Source organism: Edwardsiella tarda ATCC 15947 = NBRC 105688 (assembly GCF_003113495.2).
In the GTDB taxonomy this organism is placed as follows: Bacteria; Pseudomonadota; Gammaproteobacteria; order Enterobacterales; family Enterobacteriaceae; genus Edwardsiella; species Edwardsiella tarda.
The window spans coordinates 1,430,098-1,448,530 of the sequence record NZ_CP084506.1 but is presented as its reverse complement, the minus strand read 5'-3'; the positions used below and the strand labels follow the sequence as shown (position 1 = coordinate 1,448,530).

The following is an 18,433-nucleotide window of genomic DNA, read 5'->3' as shown; positions in this document are numbered from 1 at the left end:
TCATTTAATTAATTTCAAAATCTAAATCCAGATCATCTTCTTTCTCATTAATCTGAGGCTCTTTTTTACGCGCCAGACTTTTCAGCACGTTAACACAGAGCGCCGTCACCACCGCGCCAATGGCGACCGCCGCGACATACCCCAGCTTGCCTTCCACTACCGGGAGCACGATTAAGCCCCCCCAACCGGCATAACACTGCGCCCCCACCAGGGCGGCCGTTACCGCACCGCAGGCAGAACCGAGCATGATGGAAGGGATCACCCGCAACGGATCGGCGGCGGCAAACGGGATCGCACCCTCGGTGACGCCCACACACCCCATCACCAGCGCGGCTTTACCGGCCTCACGCTCCTCTGAGGAAAAGTTCTTACGGCCAATCAGCGTCGCTAGCCCTAATCCCAGTGGCGGAACACAGATGCCCACGGCGGCAATGGCCACGACGGTATAAATGCCTTGCGACACACAAATCAGCATGAAGGCATAAGCGACCTTATTAACCGGCCCCCCCATATCGAAGGCCAGCATCAGTCCTAAAATGATGGCCAGTACCACAATGCTGCCCTGCTGCATCCCCTGCAGCCAGGCGGTTAGGCTGGTGGTCAACGCGCCCACGGGTTCACCCAGCCCCCACATCATGATGCCGGCGGTAATAAATGTTCCCACGATAGGAATGACGAAGATAGGCATCACCGAGCGCAACACCTTATGCACCGGGATCTTCTTCAGATAGTACACCACAATGCCACCGATCATCCCGGCGATCAGCGCGCCAAAGAATCCGGCGCCAAAGCTGTTGCCGACCCATGCGCCGATCGCACACGGCGCCAGCGCAGATCGCTCGGCAATGGAGTAACCGATATAGGCCGCGAGAAAAGGAACCATCAACGTCAGTCCCGCGACACCGATATCAAAAAGCCTCTTGAGATTAGGATCCGTTGCCGCATCGGGTACCGCGCCCTTGCCATACAGCATCACGGAGATCGCCAGCAAAATTCCGCCAGCCACCACGAAGGGGATCATATGCGAAACACCGGTCATCAGGTGCTGACGGGTGTTTCTCAGGATCTGCATCAACTCTTTCATAAGTCGCTCCTGGGCTGGTTAAAGCCAACATCAATGATGGGGGGTTGCGGCAAATAATAGGCAATCCACCACGACGCAGACAGTGGACAAAAAGGCCATTTACTGGATTTTTGTAATATCAATAAGAAAATGAGACCCGTCTCATAACTTAGCAATTATCGGAAATTAATGGCTGCAGATTAACTTGTGAGGGGTATCTCACTTTGATGGTTATATTACATTTGTCCAGTGTTTGGCAGATTTGTCACATGGCATGCCCCAGCCATCCCCTTTTATTCTGTAACGAGAGAACCGTTATGGGAGAGAGGCGATGGCTTTAATTGTGGAATTTACTTGTGAGCTACCCAATGGGGTACATGCGCGGCCAGCAAGCTTGGTTGAGACACTGTGTAATACCTTCCACTCGCACATGGAGTGGCATAACCTGCGTACCGATCGTAAAGGGAACGCTAAAAGCGCACTCGCCCTCATTGGCACCGACACCCTGCGCGGCGATAGCTGCCGGTTATCCATCTCTGGCGCCGACGAACAGGCGGCCCACCAGCGCCTTAGTCAGTGGCTACGCGATGAGTTTCCGCGTTGTGATGCCCCACTGGCTGAAGTCAAAAATAGCGAACTGGCGCCGCTTCCTGTCTCATTGACGAATCTCAACCCACAATTTTTTCGCGCGTGTAGCGTCTGTTCGGGTAGCGCGAGTGGTGTTCTGACACGGCTCGCCGCGCTGGATCTCAACGCGCTGGGTCCCCTCCCGACGGCCAAGGATGTCGACAGCGAACAGTCCGCACTGGATAACGGCTTAACGCTGTTAATGAAGAATATCGAATTCCGTTTACTCGACAGCGACGGCTCCGCCCGTACCATTCTGGAGGCTCATCGTTCGCTGGTGGGAGACACCTCCCTCCGTCAGCACTTGATGGCCGGCGTTTCACGCGGGTTAAGCTGCGCCCAGGCGATCGTCGAAAGCGCCCGCCACTTCGGCGACACATTCGCCCGCTCCCCTAGCCAGTATCTACAGGAGCGCGCGCTGGATGTCCGTGATATCGCTTGCCAGCTCCTACAGCAAATTTATGGCGCACAGCGTTTCCCGGCACCGGGTCAACTCACGCAACCCGCGATCTGTATGGCGGATGAGCTCACGCCCAGCCAGTTCCTTGAGCTCGACAAAACCCTCCTCAAGGGCCTGTTGTTAAAAAGCGGCGGCACCACTTCACACACGGTCATTCTTGCCCGCTCCTTCAATATTCCGACGCTGGTTGGAGTGGAGACGGAACAGTTAGCGGCGTGGCTGCATCAGACGGTTTACCTCGACGGCAACGCGGGCGCGATTATCGTCGCGCCCGATGAATCGGTCAGCCGCTACTATCAGCAGGAGGCTCGACTCCACGCTGCGCTGCGCGAACAGCAACGCATCTGGTTGACGCGGGAGGCTCGCTCGGCTGACGGTATTCGCCTGGAGATTGCCGCCAATATTGCCCACCCCGTAGAGGCAGCGGCGGCGTTTGCTAACGGTGCCGAGGCCGTGGGTCTGTTTCGCACAGAAATGCTCTATATGGACCGCGCCTGCGCCCCCGATGAGAGCGAGTTGTACCACCTCTTTTGTCAGGCATTGGCGTCCGCGCAGGGGCGCAGCATCATTATTCGCACCATGGATATTGGGGGCGATAAACCCGTTGATTACCTGAACATTCCTGCCGAAGCGAACCCATTTCTCGGCTACCGTGCTGTGCGTATCTATGAGGAGTACGCCGCGTTATTCACCACGCAGTTGCGCGCCATCCTCCGCGCCTCTGCCCATGGTAGCCTGAAGATCATGATCCCGATGATCTCCTCTATGGAGGAAATTTTGTGGGTGAAAGAGCGGCTGGCAGAGGCTAAACAGCAGCTACGGCATGAACATGTTCCGTTTGATGAACGGATCCCGCTCGGCATCATGCTGGAGGTTCCCTCGGTGATGTTCATCATCGATCAATGCTGCGAAGAAATTGATTTCTTTAGTATCGGCAGTAATGATCTGACGCAGTATCTGCTGGCGGTCGATCGCGACAACGCCAAGGTCACCCGGCACTATAACAGTCTGAATCCGGCTTTCCTGCGCGCGCTGGATTTCGCCGTGCAGGCGGTGCATCGCCAGGGTAAGTGGATCGGCCTATGCGGCGAGCTCGGCGCAAAAGGGTCGGTCCTGCCGTTACTGCTCGGACTGGGGCTGGACGAGATCAGCATGAGCGCCCCCTCAATCCCCAGCGCTAAAGCACGGATGGCGCGACTCGATAGCCGCGCCTGCCGTCACCTGCTGGATCAGGCGATGGCCTGCCGTACCGCACTCGAGGTCGAGCATCTCTTGGCTCAGTTCCGCATGGCCCAGCAGGACGCGCCGCTGGTCACCGCCCAATGCATCACGCTGGATAGCGACTGGCGCAGCAAAGAGGAGGTGATAAAAGGGATGACGGACAATCTCCTACTGGCCAACCGCTGCCGCTATCCGCGCAAGCTAGAGGCCGACCTGTGGGCGCGCGAAGCCGTCTTCTCCACCGGGCTAGGCTTCGGCTTCGCGATCCCACACAGTAAATCCGAACATATTGAACAATCGACCATCAGTGTGGCGCGCCTAGCGGCACCGGTACGCTGGGGGGAGGACGAGGCGCAGTTCATCATCATGTTAACGCTCAACAAACACGCCGCAGGCGACCAACACATGCGTATTTTCTCGCGTCTCGCCCGCCGCATTATGCACCAAGAATTCCGCAGCGCCCTGGTTAACGCCGCCTCCGCCGACGCCATCGCCACGCTGCTGCAACATGAACTGGAACTATAAAGGAAAGAGTATGGAACTGTATCTGGATACCGCCAACGTGGCGGAGGTCGAACGTCTATCACGTATCTTCCCGATTACGGGCGTCACCACAAATCCAAGCATCATAGCCGCCGGCAAGGTGTCCATCTGGGAGGTATTGCCAAGGTTACAACAAGCCATCGGTGATGAGGGGACGCTGTTCGCCCAAACCATGAGCCGCGATAGCGCGGGGATGGTGGAAGAAGCCAAGCGGCTGCACAACGTCATGCCGGGGATCGTGGTCAAGATCCCCGTGACCTCGGCGGGCTTAGCGGCAATCAAACTGCTAAAAAAAGAGGGGATCACCACACTGGGGACTGCGGTGTACAGTGCCTCGCAGGGACTGCTCGCGGCGCTGGCTGGGGCGAAATATGTCGCGCCCTATGTGAACCGCATCGACGCGCAAGGCGGTGACGGTATTCGTACTGTGCAAGAGTTACAACGCTTACTGGAGCAGCACGCGCCAACCTGCAAGGTGCTCGCGGCCAGTTTTAAGACCCCACGCCAAGCGCTCGATTGCTTACTCGCCGGATGCCAAGCGATCACCTTACCTTTAGATGTCGCGCAACAAATGCTCGATACTCCGGCGGTAGTCGCGGCGACAGAGAAGTTTGAACAGGACTGGGAGAATGCCTTTGGCAGCCTGAGTCTTTAAGACGGCGCACGCGAGGGATCGCCTGATGCAATCCGCCGTTCAGGACATCCAAGATACGGCTGTCATCACGCTGTGCGCGCTTTAGGGAATATCCCCCCTGCACAAACATCAGATCCGGCCGGATGAAATGTCATCCGGCTGGAGAGGCGGGCAAAAGATCTAGGGCGATCGGTGACGGCGCGCCCGCGCGAGCCGATACCCGCCTCCGACTAGCGGAAGGGAAGCGGTATTTCCCCTGCATATTAGCCCTGCTGCCACCGATATATCCGTAATGGCTTCAACCACCGTAAATAGAAAAACTAATGGTAACTAAGCTGATATTACTCGCTAAGGAGGAGCTAATACTACGGGCGGATTACAGCCTCTCTCATCGGGTGATGCAATAATCTCTTCTATTATGGTGCGATTTCACGTAGCCTATCCGGCTGGACTTCTCCCAGCGAGAAGTTCGCAGAGATAACCATGAAGCGCCAATATACGCCATTCACATTCCTCTCTCGTCGTAAGCGTCGTGCTAAAACGCTCCAAGTCAAAACCCTTATCAACCGTGAGCGGGAAAGCTGGGGCGGTCTCTTCTATGATGAATGCGATCGGGCAATAGCTGTTGCCAGCGGGGACTGGCTCTGGAGTGATATTGTTTTTCTCGGTCATGACCCGGCGGTCTTCTGGAATGCAGAGATCATCACCACTAATTTCGCTTTTAGCGATGCCGTAGAAGAAACGGCATTCAATGAAGCCATGCTGCGGCTAGAGGCCGCTGGCGAGCAGAGAGTCGAACCTTTTGATTACAGCCACAGAACAACCATCGGCCATATATTGACGCCTCGCGCAGAGCAAACCTATTCGATATTTAACGGATTAACCTTCAATGATTTTATCGCGAAACGAGCGCAGGAGATTGCTCGGGATACGCCTCCAGCAGTTTACTGTGGCTACTGCATATTACCGGGTTTTACTTTCGGAATTGGCTTGGGGGTGATCGTTGAGGCCGATCTTTTAAGTCAGACGCTAATTGAAGCAACGATTCAGGATTTTCTTGCTCACGGCGAGCGAAACGGGGTCTCTGAGGTGCCTTCCCCCGTTCCGCTATACGGATAAGATTAGCGGTGATCGACTTAACGCTAAAAACTGAACATCTACGGGAACGAAGCTTGAACAACAAAACTGCAATCCTCATAGCCGCGCGGTTAATGACCGCGCTCAATATGAGGAAACACCATGGCTCGAACTCGCGCAGAAAGACGCCACCATATGCGTCGAATGAAACAAAGACGACGACACGACAATACGGTTGGCGACGGTTGTCCAAAACATCTGGGGCGTCATTATAAAACCCCGTGTCGCTGTTCCTGCTGGATGTGTGGACACCAACGTTACTGGTATGGACCAGGCATGCAGGAGCGCCGCGCACGCGCAAAAAATACCTAAGGAGGGCCTATGAGGTAACTATCTATAAATAGGAGCCTACCATGTCTGTTTTTAACACACGCAGAGATCGTGACCGGAACGGTCGACCGAAACCACATTACCACGTTGGTTATCCTGGATTCGACGGCAAGATGATGCACTATCGCGATCGCCTCTCTGGACTCTGGCCGGCCTGGAACACCTGTCATTGCCCGTCCGACTGGACACGTCTGTTTATGACCCGACCACGCCGGGCACAAGAGTTCCTCGCTATCAAACGGATAATGAAAGGAAGCGATCCCGACGGGATCCTCTTCCCTCATAGCACCAAGCCGTATTTCTATTATTACTAAACCCCGCCCCCTTTCCGGGGGCTTTATTCACGGAGTCAGCGACCGCGGATCGGCTATCAGTCCAGAATTATTTTGATGCGTGAATGGTCTGGTTCTTGTCCCCATCCCTTAAGCTCAGCTAAAAGCACGCTATATGTCATCCATCAGCCTTCTGGTCATAAGTACACGCGGGACGGGTTCAACCGTCGTTGGCGCCAAGCAAAGAAAACAGCCAAAGAGCGATACCCCGAGTTGGACGTTAACTTCACCTTTCACGATCTGAACGCTAAGGGGATCGCTGACCTGAAAGGGAACATCGACGAGAAGCAGGCCATTTCTAGTCATAAGAACGTAGAGCAAACCGCTCGTTATAACCGAAAAATCCCGATCGTTCCGACGGTAGATGGGCAGTGACTAATCCGCTAATACATACTACTCACGAGCCTCAGCAGTCATAATCAACGCTCTCAATTCAGCCAATGAGAGTGTCTTTTTTTTGTTCATATGAATCATCGCGTGACAATTCGGGCATAAGGGTATCAAATCTAAGGCCGGATCAATCAATTGTTCACCATCCCCCTCACTCAAAGGGTGAATATGGTGAATGTGGATGAAACCTTCAGCCTCAGCACCATAGTATTGACCGAAGTTAAAACTGCATCCAAAGCATGTTGTACCATGAATGGCTATCGCTTGCTGCCGTAGCTTAGACTTCCGCTCATACGTAGTAACATAACGCATGTCTTTTTTCCCTTCAGACAGAGACTCGTACTCCCCAAGCTCTAGCTCAATAGATGGCTCTATATCACCCTCTAAAGAATAAATCGCTGATGCTACAATACTGTTATAGTCATTTTGACTGATACCCCTGACACCATCTCGCCAGTAATTCCCAGATCGAGAGGTTGGTATCGTTTCGTAGTAACCTTGATGACCCAACTTTGCGAGCACTGCCTGCGAAAAGGGTTTAAACCCCTCAATCAAAGCAAAAAGATCACCTTTTTGGCTATCTTTGTCCGAAAACACTTTACCGATTTGCGCAGTACCAAAGTAGTGAGGCAAATCTGATAGCCTTTGTGACTGATAGGATTTGTCCTTTATCCTACCTTTGTAATAGACAACTTGCGTTCCAGGCAAAAGTAGTACCTGGTACCGTTTAGGGAAATGGTATACGGAGCCAGTTTTATCACTCCATTTTGAAACATCGTTTTCGGTGATTACAGCGAAAGGCATAATAAAGCTTCACATATCCAACTAAGTCGGATAGACAGCTTAACCAAACTACGATAGGCAAATAAAGCTATAGTAAAAATATTATGAAAGGTGATCTATAGGCACAAAAAAACCACCTTGCGGTGGTTTAGATGCAATGCTTACGCATTGATTTTTATATTATTTGTCATGGTACCCGGAGCGGGACTTGAACCCGCACAGCGCGAACGCCGAGGGATTTTAAATCCCTTGTGTCTACCGATTCCACCATCCGGGCGGCGACAAATAAAATGGAGGCGCGTTCCGGAGTCGAACCGGACTAGACGGATTTGCAATCCGCTACATAACCGCTTTGTTAACGCGCCAAACCGGATGACCCTGCCCTATCGGCACAGCCATAAAATTTGGAGCGGGAAACGAGACTCGAACTCGCGACCCCAACCTTGGCAAGGTTGTGCTCTACCAACTGAGCTATTCCCGCATAATCAACTTATTTAGTTGTATCTTCTGGCTTTTCATTATTGCCGTCCGATGCGATGCATTCTACTTATCTGACTGACGACGTCAACTCTCTTTTTCGCATCGGACGTGCGTTTGCCGCTTTTTAACGCAGCGGCCTCAAGAATCCAACAGATCGCCGCGTGCAGCGCTCAGGTATTGGAACATCGACCAGAAGGTCAATACCGCGGCGATATACAGCGCCACAATCCCGGCGATAATAATAGAGATGTCCGGGCGCCATAATAGCCCGACCAGTGCCAGCATCTGAGCCGTCGTCTTCACCTTACCGATCCAGGAGACGGCCACACTGCTGCGTTTGCCGATCTCCGCCATCCACTCACGCAGTGCGGAGATGATGATCTCGCGGGCGATCATGGTGGCCGCCGGTAGCGTCACCCACCAGACGTGATAATACTCGGTCACCAGCACCAGCGCCGTCGCCACCATCACCTTGTCGGCCACCGGGTCGAGAAAGGCGCCGAAGCGCGTGGTCTGCTTCCAGCGCCGAGCGAGGAAGCCATCGAACCAGTCGGTCACCGCCGCCACCACGAAAATCAGCGCACAGGCGAAGGGGGCCCAGGTGAACGGAAGATAGAAGGCCAGGACAAAAAACGGGATCAGGATGACGCGAAACAGCGTCAATAGCGTAGGGATATTTAATCGCATAGTACGGTGACTATCTTCCTTTCGTGGATATTGCGTTTATGTTGCTACAACGCCCTTATTGTTTCAACGCATAGTGGATCTTTTCCGCTAATGCGGCTGAAATACCGGGCACTTTTGCGATCTCATCGACACTGGCGTCGCGCAGCGATTGCATTCCCCCCATATACTTGAGCAATTGTTGGCGCCGTTTCGGGCCGATGCCCTCGATGGACTCCAACGCGCTGGTGTTTCGCACCTTGGCACGCTTCTTACGGTGGCCGCTGATGGCGTGGTTGTGCGACTCGTCGCGAATGTGCTGGATCAGGTGCAGCGCCGGCGAGTCGGGCGCCAGGGAGAAGCCCTCGCCATGGGGGACGAAGAACAGTGTCTCCAGCCCCGCCTTACGATCGCTTCCCTTGGCGATGCCCAGCAATAGCGGGCGCGTCTTATCCCAGGGGACATCCAGCTCGGCGAAGACCTCTTTCGCTTGCGCCAGCTGCCCCTTGCCGCCGTCAATAAAAATGACGTCGGGGATCTTCTCATCGTTCAGCGCCTTGCCATAGCGACGGCGTAGCACCTGGCGCATGGCGGCGTAGTCATCCCCAGGCGTAATGCCGCTAATATTATAGCGCCGATATTCGCTACGCAGCGGCCCGTTGCGATCGAAGACCACGCAGGAGGCCACCGTCTCCTCGCCCAAGGTGTGGCTGATGTCGAAACACTCCATGCGTTGAATGTCGGCACGCTGGAGTACCTGCTCCAACTGAACCAGGCGTTGCAGGATAGTCGACTGTTGAGAGAGCTTGCTGCTCAGCGCCGTGGCGGCGTTGGTGCGCGCCAGCTTCAGGTAACGCGCCCGATCGCCACGCGGCTGCGACTGAATGTGGATGCGGCGCCCGGCCAGTTCGCTGATCGACTCCGCCAACAGTTGCCGCTCCGGCAGCGCGAAGTCGATCAGGATCTCCCCCGGCAGGGTACGCGTCTGGCTGCCCTGCAAATAAAACTGGCCGATAAAGGTCTGCACCACCTCGGCGAGCTCCGTCCCGGCGGGGACGCGCGGAAAGTAACTGCGACTGCCCAGCACCTGCCCCTGGCGGATAAACAGCACATGGACGCAGGCCATCCCGGCCTCGAAGGCTACCCCCACCACATCGATATCATCGTGATCGCCGGAGATGAACTGGCGCTCGGTCACGCGACGCACCGCCTGGATCTGGTCGCGCAAGCGCGCAGCCTCTTCGAAACGCAGTGCGCGGCTGGCCTCCTCCATGCGGGCGACCAACGCATCCACCACCTGGCTGTCTTTGCCCGACAGGAATAGGCGTACGTAGTCGACCTGGCGCGCGTACTCCGCGTCGCTCACCAGACCGGCGACACAGGGGCCCAGGCAACGCTGGATCTGGTATTGCAGGCAGGGACGCGAGCGATTGCGGTAGACGCTATCCTCACACTGGCGAATGGGAAACAGCTTTTGCAGCAGGGCCAAGGTCTCGCGTACCGCGCTGGCGTTGGGGAATGGGCCGAAATAGTCACCGCGGGCGCGCTTGGCGCCCCGATGCACCGTCAGGCGTGGATGACGCTCGGCGCTGAGGTAGATCAGGGGGTAAGACTTATCATCGCGTAACAAGACGTTATAGCGCGGCTGGTAACGCTTGATGTAATTGTGCTCCAGCAGCAGCGCCTCGGTCTCCGTGTGGGTCACGGTGACATCGATGTGGGCAATCTGGCGGACCAAGGCCTCGGTCTTGCGGCTGGCGAGCTGACGGCGAAAATAGCTGGAGAGACGTTTCTTGAGATCTTTAGCCTTGCCGACGTAAATGACCTCGCCGCCGGCCTCGTACATCCGGTATACCCCCGGTTGGCTGGTCACCGTCTTGAGGAAGGCGACCGCATCAAAGCATTCACTCACCGCTTAGAATTTTCTCTGCATTACACAGCCCGTGCCGGATCGCCAGATGGGTCAATTCGACATCCCCACTAATGTTCAGCTTGCTAAACATGCGGTAACGGTAACTGTTGACGGTTTTGGGGCTCAGATTCAGCTGTTCGGAAATCTCCGTCACCTTACTGCCGTTGGTGATCATCAGCATGATCTGTAGTTCACGTTCGGATAGGCAGCCGAACGGCGACTCGCTCTGGGGGGCCAATTGGCTCAACGCCATCTGCTGGGCGATATCGGAGGCGATGTAACGCTGACCGGAGTAGACCGCACGGATCGCACTGATCATCTCCTGTGGCGCCGCGCCCTTGCTGAGATAGCCGAAGGCGCCAGCCTGCATGACCTTAGCCGGTAGCGGGTTTTCCGTATGGATGGTCAACATGATGACTTTCACCTCGGGCTTCACCCGTAAGATCTTCCGGGTCGCTTCCAGGCCGCCGATCCCCGGCATGTTCATATCCATCAACACAATGTCGGCACAGTTGCTACGGCACCATTTCACCGCGTCTTCGCCACACTGCGCCTCGCCCACCACTTTAATCCCTTTGATATCTTCAAGAATGCGTCGTATCCCTGCGCGCACCAGTTCGTGGTCATCAACAAGAAGAACGCTAATCAAAGATAAATCTCCCAGCTATGGAAACAACAACATACTTTATAACAAACTTTCCCAGTCTACTGTTTTTTAGCGAAAGAATGAATAGATTAAATGTTACTTAATGCAGAAAATTCGCTAAAAAAAGCGTGGCTTTGCCATGTACATTTTTTCTGCTTTTACAAGAGCATCATAAAACTCAACGAGTTAAATAGGTACTTTTTCTACGCCTCACTCGCCTCGTCTCGATACACGCTCGTGGCGAGGCCGAAAAGAGCGGCCGAGAATATACTCGTCATTCTGCAAAAATAGCCGTAGCAATAGATTCGAGTTAATGCCACCCCAATTACCTCAGCAAGCGCAAGAATGGCGACAACGCCAACCAAGGATTACGCAAAAATAAGAAAAATAGCCCTCATGGCTATAAAATCAATACTAACAATGTTACAGCACAATATTCGATATATTGTGATATACTTCGCCGCCGATTATGCCGCGCGTCAACGCACCGGCCACGGATCGTCAAACGAACAACCGCGTACCCGGTAACGGGTGCGCCAGATCAACAAAAGGTAACTTATGAGCAACGCTGATTTTTCTACCGAAGCGACCATCGAAGCTTTGACGCACGAGGTCACCTGTCTGAAAGCCACCCTGACCGAAATGCTCAAGGCCATGGGGCAGGCCGACGCCGGTAAAGTGATCATCAATATGGAAAAATATGCGGGCCGGTTAGAAGATCAGGAGCAATCTGAAGCCTTCAAAAAGACCATGGCGCAAATTAAACACGTCTATCGTCAGTAAGTCAGCGACTGACGCGCCGACGGCGGCTTTTCCCCGGCGAACCAGGGCGTTTTAAGCAAATAACGCCTTCCCCGGGGAGGGTCGGGCACTCGGCCAGCATCAGGATCCAGCGATGGGACTCGCGCTCAAAGCGCTAATCGGAGCCTTGGCGGTTTTGTTGATCGCCCTCTGCGCCCGCAGTAAAAATTACTATCTGGCTGGGCTGGTGCCGATGTTTCCCACCTTCGCCCTGATCGCGCATTACCTCGTTGGCCGCGAACGCTCCCTCGACGCGTTGCGCCACACCATCCTGTTTGGCCTGTGGGCCATTATCCCCTATCTGATCTACCTCCTCTCCCTCTATCTGTTGGCGGGGCATCTGCCGCTCCCCGTGGCGCTGTTAGGCGCGGTCCTCTGCTGGGCCCTTGCCGCCGGGGTATTGATTCTCCTGTGGCAGCGCTAGCTTTACCGCAGCAGCGCATCGCGGATATGCTGCCGCCGATGCCCAGGGGCGTCGCCGAAGGTATCTCGCAGCGTGGCGTTGGCATGGCTGGGCCGCCAATAAAAACGGGGACGATCACGCCCCCGTTAAACGTTTTCACTGACTTATATGCATCACATGTTGTCGATGATCGCGTCGGCAAACTCTGAGCATTTCAGCAGCGTGGCGCCCTCCATCAGACGCTCGAAGTCATAGGTCACGGTCTTGTTGGCGATCGCCCCTTCCATGCCGTTAATGATCAGGTCCGCCGCTTCCGTCCAGCCCATGTGACGCAGCATCATCTCGGCGGAGAGGATGATCGAGCCGGGGTTCACCTTATCCTGACCGGCATATTTCGGCGCGGTGCCGTGGGTCGCCTCAAACAGCGCGCACGCATCGCCGATGTTGGCTCCCGGCGCGATACCGATACCGCCGACCTGCGCGGCCAGGGCGTCGGAGATGTAGTCGCCGTTGAGGTTCATACAGGCGATGACGTCGTACTCCGCCGGGCGCAGCAAGATCTGCTGCAGGAAGGCATCGGCGATCACATCTTTGATCACGATGGTTTTACCGTTACGCGGGTTCTTCACCGCGACCCACGGGCCGCCATCGATGGGCTCGCCGCCGAACTCGTCACGCGCCAGTTGGTAGCCCCAATCCTTGAAGGCGCCCTCGGTGAACTTCATGATATTGCCCTTATGCACCAGGGTCACCGACTCACGATCGTTGGCGATGGCATACTCGATCGCGGCGCGCACCAGGCGCTTCGTCCCCTGCTCGGAGCACGGTTTCACCCCGATGCCGCAGTGATCGGTGAAGCGGATCTTGTTAACCCCCATCTCCTCGCGCAGGAAGTTAATCACCTTCTTCGCTTCGGGGCTGTCGGCCTTCCATTCGATACCGGCGTAGATGTCTTCGGCGTTCTCGCGGAAGATCACCATATCGGTCAGCTCCGGTTGTTTCACCGGGCTCGGCGTCCCTTGGTAGTAGCGTACCGGACGCAGACAGATGTACAGGTCTAACTGCTGACGCAGGGCGACGTTAAGTGAACGGATGCCGCCGCCAACCGGTGTCGTCAAGGGGCCCTTGATGGCGACGCGGTAATCACGGATCAGCGCCAGCGTCTCATCGGGCAGCCACACATCCAGGCCGTAGACCTGGGTCGCTTTCTCACCGGTGTAGATCTCCATCCAGGCGATCTTGCGCTCACCGTGATACGCCTTGGCGACGGCGGCATCGACCACCTTGATCATCGCCGGCGTCACATCGACCCCGATACCATCCCCTTCGATAAACGGAATAATGGGCTGTGCCGGGACGCTCAGTTTGCCCTGCGCGTCGACACTAATCTTCTGCCCTTCAGCCGGCACCACGACTTTACTTTCCATTAACCTCTCCCTCCGCGTAACTTGCCTAGGTCTCGCCTGCCGTAGGCTGACGATAACCGATTGATTTAATATATATTATACAGCATACGCTCAATGACTTTGTTAACTTACTGTAAAACCAATGTCAATAGTACTTAAATTAACAGCCAACGCCAATCGGAATACATTTTTAGGTATAATCCGTGTGTCATGACGCACAGTTTTGCCCATGCGCCTTGCTAACATCCTATATGGCCAGAAAAATGTCAAAATCAGACCCAAAATCCCGCGTTCGCCGTCCGCAACGCCCGATCCGTCGTCCCAGTATAGATAAACGCCCGCCAGCCCCGCGCCGCGTGGTGATCTTCAATAAGCCATTCGACGTGCTGCCCCAATTCACCGATGAGCAGGGGCGCACCACCCTGAAGCAGTACATTCCGCTCACGGGTATCTACGCCGCCGGACGCTTAGATCGCGACAGCGAGGGCTTGCTGGTGTTGACCAACGACGGACAACTCCAGGCGCAGCTGACCCAACCGGGCAAGCGTACCGGCAAGGTGTACTATGTACAGGTAGAGGGCGAGCCGACGGAACACGATCTGGCCCGCTTTCGTCAAGGATTGACACTGAAAGATGGCCCAACGCTGCCCGCCCAGGCGGAACGAGTAGCCGAGCCAGAGTGGCTCTGGCCGCGCAACCCGCCCATTCGCGAGCGCAAGAGCATCCCCACCAGCTGGCTCAAGATCACCCTCTATGAGGGACGCAACCGTCAGGTCCGACGCATGACGGCGCATATCGGTTACCCCACCCTACGGCTGATCCGTTATAGTATGGGCTCCATTACCCTAGAGGATCTGGCGTCGGGCTGCTGGCGTGAGATCGACTGGTCCTGAGGCGCCGCACCCAGGCGGCCAGTGAGGAGCCGCACCCAGGCGGCCAGTGAGGAGCCGCTATGTTGAAACCGCATGTTACCGTCGCCAGTGTCGTGCAGGCCGAAGGGCGTTTTTTGATCGTCGAGGAGACCATCGACGGCCAGGTGCGTTGGAACCAACCCGCCGGCCATCTGGAGCCGGGCGAGACCCTATTGCAGGCGGCGGCGCGCGAGTTGTGGGAGGAGAGCGGCCTACGCGCCGAACCGCAGTCTCTGCTGCAAATCTTTCAGTGGGTGGCACCGGACGCCACCCCGTTTCTGCGCTTCACCTTTGCCATCGACCTCGCCCACTGCCAGGCGACCAAACCACACGATAGTGACATCGACCGCTGCCTGTGGCTCCCCGCCGAGCAGATCCTCGCCTCGTCGCAGCTACGTTCGCCGCTGGTGGCGGAGAGTCTGCGCTGCTACCAGCGAGGAGAGCGTTATCCCCTCGCCCTCCTGTGCGCCTACCCACCCGCACGCTGACGTCAGCGCACCGCACAGGCGGTGCGTGTCCAGTGGCAACGTGGTAAACTAGACGCTCGTTTATGTTCCACTCAGACTGCGAGAGTCTCATGTCAGATAACAGCCAGAAAAAAGTGATCGTCGGGATGTCCGGCGGTGTCGATTCCTCCGTATCCGCCTATTTATTACAACAACAGGGGTATCAGGTTGCTGGCCTGTTCATGAAGAACTGGGAAGAGGACGATAACGACGAGTATTGTTCCGCGGCCGCCGATCTGGCCGATGCCCAGGCGGTCTGCGACAAGCTCGGCATCGAGCTGCACACCGTCAACTTCGCCGCCGAGTACTGGGACAATGTCTTCGAGTTGTTCTTGCAGGAGTACCGGGCCGGCCGCACGCCTAACCCGGATATCCTGTGCAACAAGGAGATCAAGTTTAAGGCCTTCTTGGAGTTCGCCGCGGAAGATCTGGGGGCCGACTACATCGCCACCGGCCACTACGTGCGCCGTCGCGACATCGACGGCACCACCCAGCTGCTGCGTGGCGTGGATGCCAATAAAGATCAGAGCTATTTCCTCTACACCCTTAGCCACCAGCAAGTGGCGCAGAGCCTGTTCCCGGTCGGAGAGCTGGAGAAACCGGAGGTGCGGCGCATCGCCACTCAGCTGGATCTGGCTACCGCCAAGAAGAAAGACTCCACCGGCATCTGCTTCATCGGCGAGCGCAAGTTCCGCGACTTCCTCGGCCGCTATCTACCGGCGCAACCGGGTAAGATCATCACCGTCGATGGCCAGGAGATCGGCGAACACCAGGGGCTGATGTATCACACCCTGGGGCAGCGCAAGGGGCTGGGTATCGGCGGCACCAAGGAGGGGAATGAAGAGCCGTGGTACGTGGTGGATAAAGACGTGGCCAATAACGTGTTGCTGGTCGCCCAGGGGCATGACCATCCGCGCCTGTTCTCCAATGGCTTGATCGCTCAGCAGCTGCATTGGGTCGACCGCCGCCCGCTGACGGCGGAGCTACGTTGTACGGTGAAGACGCGTTACCGCCAAGCCGACATCCCCTGCCGGGTGATACCGATCGACGAAACGCGCATTGAGGTACGTTTCGATCAGCCGGTCGCCGCCGTCACACCGGGGCAATCCGCTGTCTTCTACCAAGATGAAGTCTGCCTGGGCGGCGGCATCATCGAGGCACGCCTGGTCGATTAATTCCCTCGACGCCTCCCTCTGCCAGCCGGACACGCGATACACCACTGTCTGGCTGGCTTTACGCTTTTCGCACCACACACGCTATCCGCGGCTAGCGGCTCATTGTCCCGATTATGTTACACTCAGAATAGTCTGAACCCGATCGATAGTGAGTCATGAGTCCGCTGCAATCCCTCGATCTCCTGTATATCAACGCCTGCGTCACCTACGCGACGCTCTCCGTCAGTTACTTCGCGTTGAGTAAGCAGCGGGCGCTCGGCCCCTATTCGCCGCTGCCGGGCCGTATCCTGTGGGGATTAATCGCCGGCCTGCTCTCCTGGTATCTCAGCGGCAGCAAAATGCCCGTGAGCGCGCATATCCACTACTCGTTCGAGATCGTCCCGATGATCTTGGTCACCTTCTTCGGCGGCTGGTGTGCCGGGCTGACGGCCTGGCTGCTAAACTTCATCACCACCGGTGGATTCGTGCTCGATAATCTGTTTATCGGCCTGATGCTGGCGCCGCTGCTGCTGAGCCGGATCTGGCAACGCAACACCCTGCGCATGTTTATCCTGTGTATCTCGCTGGTCGCACTGTTCCACCTGCTGATCATCGTCCCGGAACTGACCCAGCGCATCGAACTGCTGGATGCGTTGTTGCACCAGGTCATCGCCTACTGTTGCCTGCTGGTCTGTTACCAGACGCTGACCCTCAAACAGCGCAGCATCAACGCCTACTTCACCCTGCGTGAATCCGCGCTGCGCGATCAATTGACCCAAACCTACAATCGCCAGGGGCTGCAGCAACAGATCCTGACGCTGGAGCGTGAGCAGCGCCCCTGCTGTATCGCGATGATCGACATCGATAATTTCAAGCAGATCAACGATCATTACGGCCACCTCTGTGGCGACCAGGTCTTGATCACGCTGGCGAAGATGGCCAACCAGACCCTCTCGCCGCAAGACTATATCGCCCGCTTCGGCGGTGAAGAGTTCATCATCCTGTTCGCCGAGTTAGAACTCAGTCAAGCCAACGCACGCTGCGAACATCTGCGCCGGCTGATCAGCCATGCCCCGCTTTATCTCGGTCACGGTCAACGCGCCTGGGTCACCGCCTCCTTCGGCCTGACGCGTTTCGACGGCTACTCCGATCTCGAACACGCCATCGCCCAGGCCGACGAGGCGCTGTATCGCGCCAAGCGCCAAGGGAAAAACCGCATCATCGTCACCTGATCCGCCGCTGACGACGTCATCGTTTGCGCAGATGTGCGCCAGTTGTCGGTTCCGATCGCCCATGCCGCTAGGTTTAGCGCCGGGTTTATGGCATGATCGGGCGTCAGAATCCCGCACCGGCGCCTCATCGTCGGTGTCTCGCGGCCCGCAAACAGGAGTCAACGTGGCGAAGAATTACTATGACATCACCCTGGCATTAGCCGGTATCTGTCAGTCAGCGCGTCTGGTTCAGCAGTTAGCCCATGAAGGGCAATGCGACAACAGTGCGCTACGCACCTCGCTGCACAGTATTCTTCAAACCGATCCGCCCAATACCCTCGCGGTCTTCGGCGACCATGAACGCGTGCTTAAACCGGGGCTGGAGACACTGCTCAACGTGTTGAATGCTAACCGTCAGGGGCCGGGTGCCGAGTTAACCCGCTACTGCCTGAGCCTGATGTTACTGGAGCGTAAGCTATACGGTAACCGGCAGGCGCTGGCGACCCTCTCCGAACGCATCGGCGAGCTCGATCGTCAACTGGCGCACTTCGATCTGGAATCCGACACCATCATCAGTGCCTTAGCCGCCATCTATGTCGATGTCATCAGCCCGTTGGGGCCGCGCATCCAGGTCACCGGCTCACCCAGCATCTTGCAAAACGCGTTGGTGCAGGCCCGAGTCCGCGCCGCCTTGCTGGCGGGTATCCGGGCAGGGATCCTGTGGCAACAGGTCGGCGGCAGCCGCCTCCAACTGATGTTCTCGCGTAACCGCCTGTTCCAGATGGCGCAGAATTTATTGACTCATAGTTAACCTTTCCCA

Annotated in this window: 17 protein-coding genes, 3 tRNA genes and 1 pseudogene; 12 read left to right on the top strand and 9 right to left on the bottom strand. The window is 56.4% G+C overall.

Annotated elements, in window-relative coordinates; genetic code table 11:
- Window positions 1-4 precede the first annotated feature (4 nt).
- On the bottom strand, window positions 5-1,084 hold the full coding sequence (locus tag DCL27_RS06720; RefSeq protein ID WP_005287098.1) for a PTS fructose transporter subunit EIIC: 1,080 nt from the start codon (window positions 1,082-1,084) through the stop codon (window positions 5-7).
- Between the two features lie 310 nt (window positions 1,085-1,394).
- Here DCL27_RS06720 and ptsP point away from each other — a divergent pair, with 310 nt between their 5' ends.
- The 5 genes and pseudogenes from ptsP to DCL27_RS06695 all read left to right on the top strand — a co-directional run.
- Complete coding sequence (gene ptsP / locus DCL27_RS06715; RefSeq protein WP_035596614.1) at window positions 1,395-3,896, top strand: phosphoenolpyruvate--protein phosphotransferase; 2,502 nt, start codon at window positions 1,395-1,397, stop codon at window positions 3,894-3,896.
- A 10-nt stretch (window positions 3,897-3,906) separates the two neighbouring features.
- On the top strand, window positions 3,907-4,569 hold the full coding sequence (fsa, locus tag DCL27_RS06710) for a fructose-6-phosphate aldolase (RefSeq protein WP_035596610.1): 663 nt from the start codon (window positions 3,907-3,909) through the stop codon (window positions 4,567-4,569).
- A 462-nt stretch (window positions 4,570-5,031) separates the two neighbouring features.
- Window positions 5,032-5,667, top strand: coding sequence for a hypothetical protein (locus DCL27_RS06705; protein ID WP_035596607.1), 636 nt, complete (start codon window positions 5,032-5,034; stop codon window positions 5,665-5,667).
- A gap of 371 nt (window positions 5,668-6,038) precedes the next feature.
- Window positions 6,039-6,329, top strand: a complete 291-nt coding sequence (locus DCL27_RS06700; protein ID WP_005287116.1) for a hypothetical protein — start codon at window positions 6,039-6,041, stop codon at window positions 6,327-6,329.
- A gap of 105 nt (window positions 6,330-6,434) precedes the next feature.
- Window positions 6,435-6,722: pseudogene (locus tag DCL27_RS06695) on the top strand (site-specific integrase); the annotation flags it as partial.
- An 18-nt stretch (window positions 6,723-6,740) separates the two neighbouring features.
- On the opposite strand, the gene DCL27_RS06690 reads toward DCL27_RS06695, so the two are convergent.
- The 7 genes from DCL27_RS06690 to uvrY all read right to left on the bottom strand — a co-directional run bounded on the left by DCL27_RS06690 (window position 6,741) and on the right by uvrY (window position 11,224).
- Entirely contained in the window at window positions 6,741-7,541 is an 801-nt protein-coding gene (locus DCL27_RS06690) for an HNH endonuclease (protein WP_035596604.1), read from the bottom strand.
- A gap of 169 nt (window positions 7,542-7,710) precedes the next feature.
- Window positions 7,711-7,797, bottom strand: a tRNA-Leu gene (locus tag DCL27_RS06685).
- A 14-nt stretch (window positions 7,798-7,811) separates the two neighbouring features.
- Window positions 7,812-7,885: transfer RNA gene (locus tag DCL27_RS06680), tRNA-Cys, on the bottom strand.
- A gap of 40 nt (window positions 7,886-7,925) precedes the next feature.
- Window positions 7,926-8,001: transfer RNA gene (locus DCL27_RS06675), tRNA-Gly, on the bottom strand.
- A gap of 137 nt (window positions 8,002-8,138) precedes the next feature.
- On the bottom strand, window positions 8,139-8,687 hold the full coding sequence (gene pgsA, locus DCL27_RS06670) for a CDP-diacylglycerol--glycerol-3-phosphate 3-phosphatidyltransferase (protein ID WP_005287119.1): 549 nt from the start codon (window positions 8,685-8,687) through the stop codon (window positions 8,139-8,141).
- Window positions 8,688-8,742: 55 nt separating this feature from the next.
- Window positions 8,743-10,575, bottom strand: coding sequence for an excinuclease ABC subunit UvrC (gene uvrC, locus DCL27_RS06665; RefSeq protein ID WP_005287122.1), 1,833 nt, complete (start codon window positions 10,573-10,575; stop codon window positions 8,743-8,745).
- Window positions 10,568-11,224, bottom strand: coding sequence for a UvrY/SirA/GacA family response regulator transcription factor (uvrY, locus tag DCL27_RS06660; protein ID WP_005287125.1), 657 nt, complete (start codon window positions 11,222-11,224; stop codon window positions 10,568-10,570). The genes uvrC and uvrY overlap by 8 nt, the downstream gene beginning before the upstream one ends.
- 555 nt (window positions 11,225-11,779) lie before the next feature.
- Here uvrY and DCL27_RS06655 point away from each other — a divergent pair.
- Both DCL27_RS06655 and DCL27_RS06650 read left to right on the top strand, forming a co-directional pair.
- Window positions 11,780-12,004, top strand: coding sequence for a DUF2594 family protein (locus DCL27_RS06655; RefSeq protein ID WP_005287130.1), 225 nt, complete (start codon window positions 11,780-11,782; stop codon window positions 12,002-12,004).
- A gap of 112 nt (window positions 12,005-12,116) precedes the next feature.
- Window positions 12,117-12,446 carry a GlpM family protein gene (locus tag DCL27_RS06650; protein WP_035596397.1) on the top strand — a complete coding sequence of 110 codons (330 nt, stop codon included), beginning with the start codon at window positions 12,117-12,119 and terminating at the stop codon, window positions 12,444-12,446.
- Between the two features lie 152 nt (window positions 12,447-12,598).
- On the opposite strand, the gene icd is transcribed toward DCL27_RS06650, so the two are convergent.
- Window positions 12,599-13,852: an NADP-dependent isocitrate dehydrogenase gene (gene icd, locus DCL27_RS06645; RefSeq protein ID WP_035596394.1), complete on the bottom strand. Its 1,254-nt coding sequence runs from the start codon at window positions 13,850-13,852 to the stop codon at window positions 12,599-12,601.
- Window positions 13,853-14,094: 242 nt separating this feature from the next.
- Here icd and rluE point away from each other — a divergent pair, with 242 nt between their 5' ends.
- The 5 genes from rluE (at window position 14,095) to hflD (ending at window position 18,424) form a co-directional block, all read left to right on the top strand.
- Window positions 14,095-14,724 (top strand): 23S rRNA pseudouridine(2457) synthase RluE, encoded by a 630-nt coding sequence (gene rluE / locus DCL27_RS06640; RefSeq protein ID WP_223931142.1) that lies wholly within the window; start codon window positions 14,095-14,097, stop codon window positions 14,722-14,724.
- Window positions 14,725-14,783: 59 nt separating this feature from the next.
- Entirely contained in the window at window positions 14,784-15,230 is a 447-nt protein-coding gene (locus DCL27_RS06635) for an NUDIX hydrolase (protein WP_035596229.1), read from the top strand.
- Window positions 15,231-15,319: 89 nt separating this feature from the next.
- Window positions 15,320-16,423: a tRNA 2-thiouridine(34) synthase MnmA gene (mnmA, locus tag DCL27_RS06630; protein ID WP_035596225.1), complete on the top strand. Its 1,104-nt coding sequence runs from the start codon at window positions 15,320-15,322 to the stop codon at window positions 16,421-16,423.
- Window positions 16,424-16,578: 155 nt separating this feature from the next.
- Window positions 16,579-17,634 carry a GGDEF domain-containing protein gene (locus DCL27_RS06625; RefSeq protein ID WP_005287150.1) on the top strand — a complete coding sequence of 352 codons (1,056 nt, stop codon included), beginning with the start codon at window positions 16,579-16,581 and terminating at the stop codon, window positions 17,632-17,634.
- Between the two features lie 163 nt (window positions 17,635-17,797).
- Complete coding sequence (gene hflD, locus DCL27_RS06620) at window positions 17,798-18,424, top strand: high frequency lysogenization protein HflD (RefSeq protein ID WP_035596222.1); 627 nt, start codon at window positions 17,798-17,800, stop codon at window positions 18,422-18,424.
- The last annotated feature ends 9 nt before the right edge of the window (window positions 18,425-18,433 follow it).

What these genes read in the sequence shown, in the direction of transcription:
- DCL27_RS06720 (WP_005287098.1), bottom strand. Translation starts at nt 1,084, where the DNA reads ATGAAAGAGTTGATGCAGATCCTGAGAAACACCCGTCAGCACCTGATG.
- ptsP (WP_035596614.1), top strand. Translation starts at nt 1,395, where the DNA reads ATGGCTTTAATTGTGGAATTTACTTGTGAGCTACCCAATGGGGTACAT.
- fsa (WP_035596610.1), top strand. Translation starts at nt 3,907, where the DNA reads ATGGAACTGTATCTGGATACCGCCAACGTGGCGGAGGTCGAACGTCTA.
- DCL27_RS06705 (WP_035596607.1), top strand. Translation starts at nt 5,032, where the DNA reads ATGAAGCGCCAATATACGCCATTCACATTCCTCTCTCGTCGTAAGCGT.
- DCL27_RS06700 (WP_005287116.1), top strand. Translation starts at nt 6,039, where the DNA reads ATGTCTGTTTTTAACACACGCAGAGATCGTGACCGGAACGGTCGACCG.
- DCL27_RS06690 (WP_035596604.1), bottom strand. Translation starts at nt 7,541, where the DNA reads ATGCCTTTCGCTGTAATCACCGAAAACGATGTTTCAAAATGGAGTGAT.
- pgsA (WP_005287119.1), bottom strand. Translation starts at nt 8,687, where the DNA reads ATGCGATTAAATATCCCTACGCTATTGACGCTGTTTCGCGTCATCCTG.
- DCL27_RS06655 (WP_005287130.1), top strand. Translation starts at nt 11,780, where the DNA reads ATGAGCAACGCTGATTTTTCTACCGAAGCGACCATCGAAGCTTTGACG.
- DCL27_RS06650 (WP_035596397.1), top strand. Translation starts at nt 12,117, where the DNA reads ATGGGACTCGCGCTCAAAGCGCTAATCGGAGCCTTGGCGGTTTTGTTG.
- icd (WP_035596394.1), bottom strand. Translation starts at nt 13,852, where the DNA reads ATGGAAAGTAAAGTCGTGGTGCCGGCTGAAGGGCAGAAGATTAGTGTC.
- rluE (WP_223931142.1), top strand. Translation starts at nt 14,095, where the DNA reads ATGTCAAAATCAGACCCAAAATCCCGCGTTCGCCGTCCGCAACGCCCG.
- DCL27_RS06635 (WP_035596229.1), top strand. Translation starts at nt 14,784, where the DNA reads ATGTTGAAACCGCATGTTACCGTCGCCAGTGTCGTGCAGGCCGAAGGG.
- mnmA (WP_035596225.1), top strand. Translation starts at nt 15,320, where the DNA reads ATGTCAGATAACAGCCAGAAAAAAGTGATCGTCGGGATGTCCGGCGGT.
- DCL27_RS06625 (WP_005287150.1), top strand. Translation starts at nt 16,579, where the DNA reads ATGAGTCCGCTGCAATCCCTCGATCTCCTGTATATCAACGCCTGCGTC.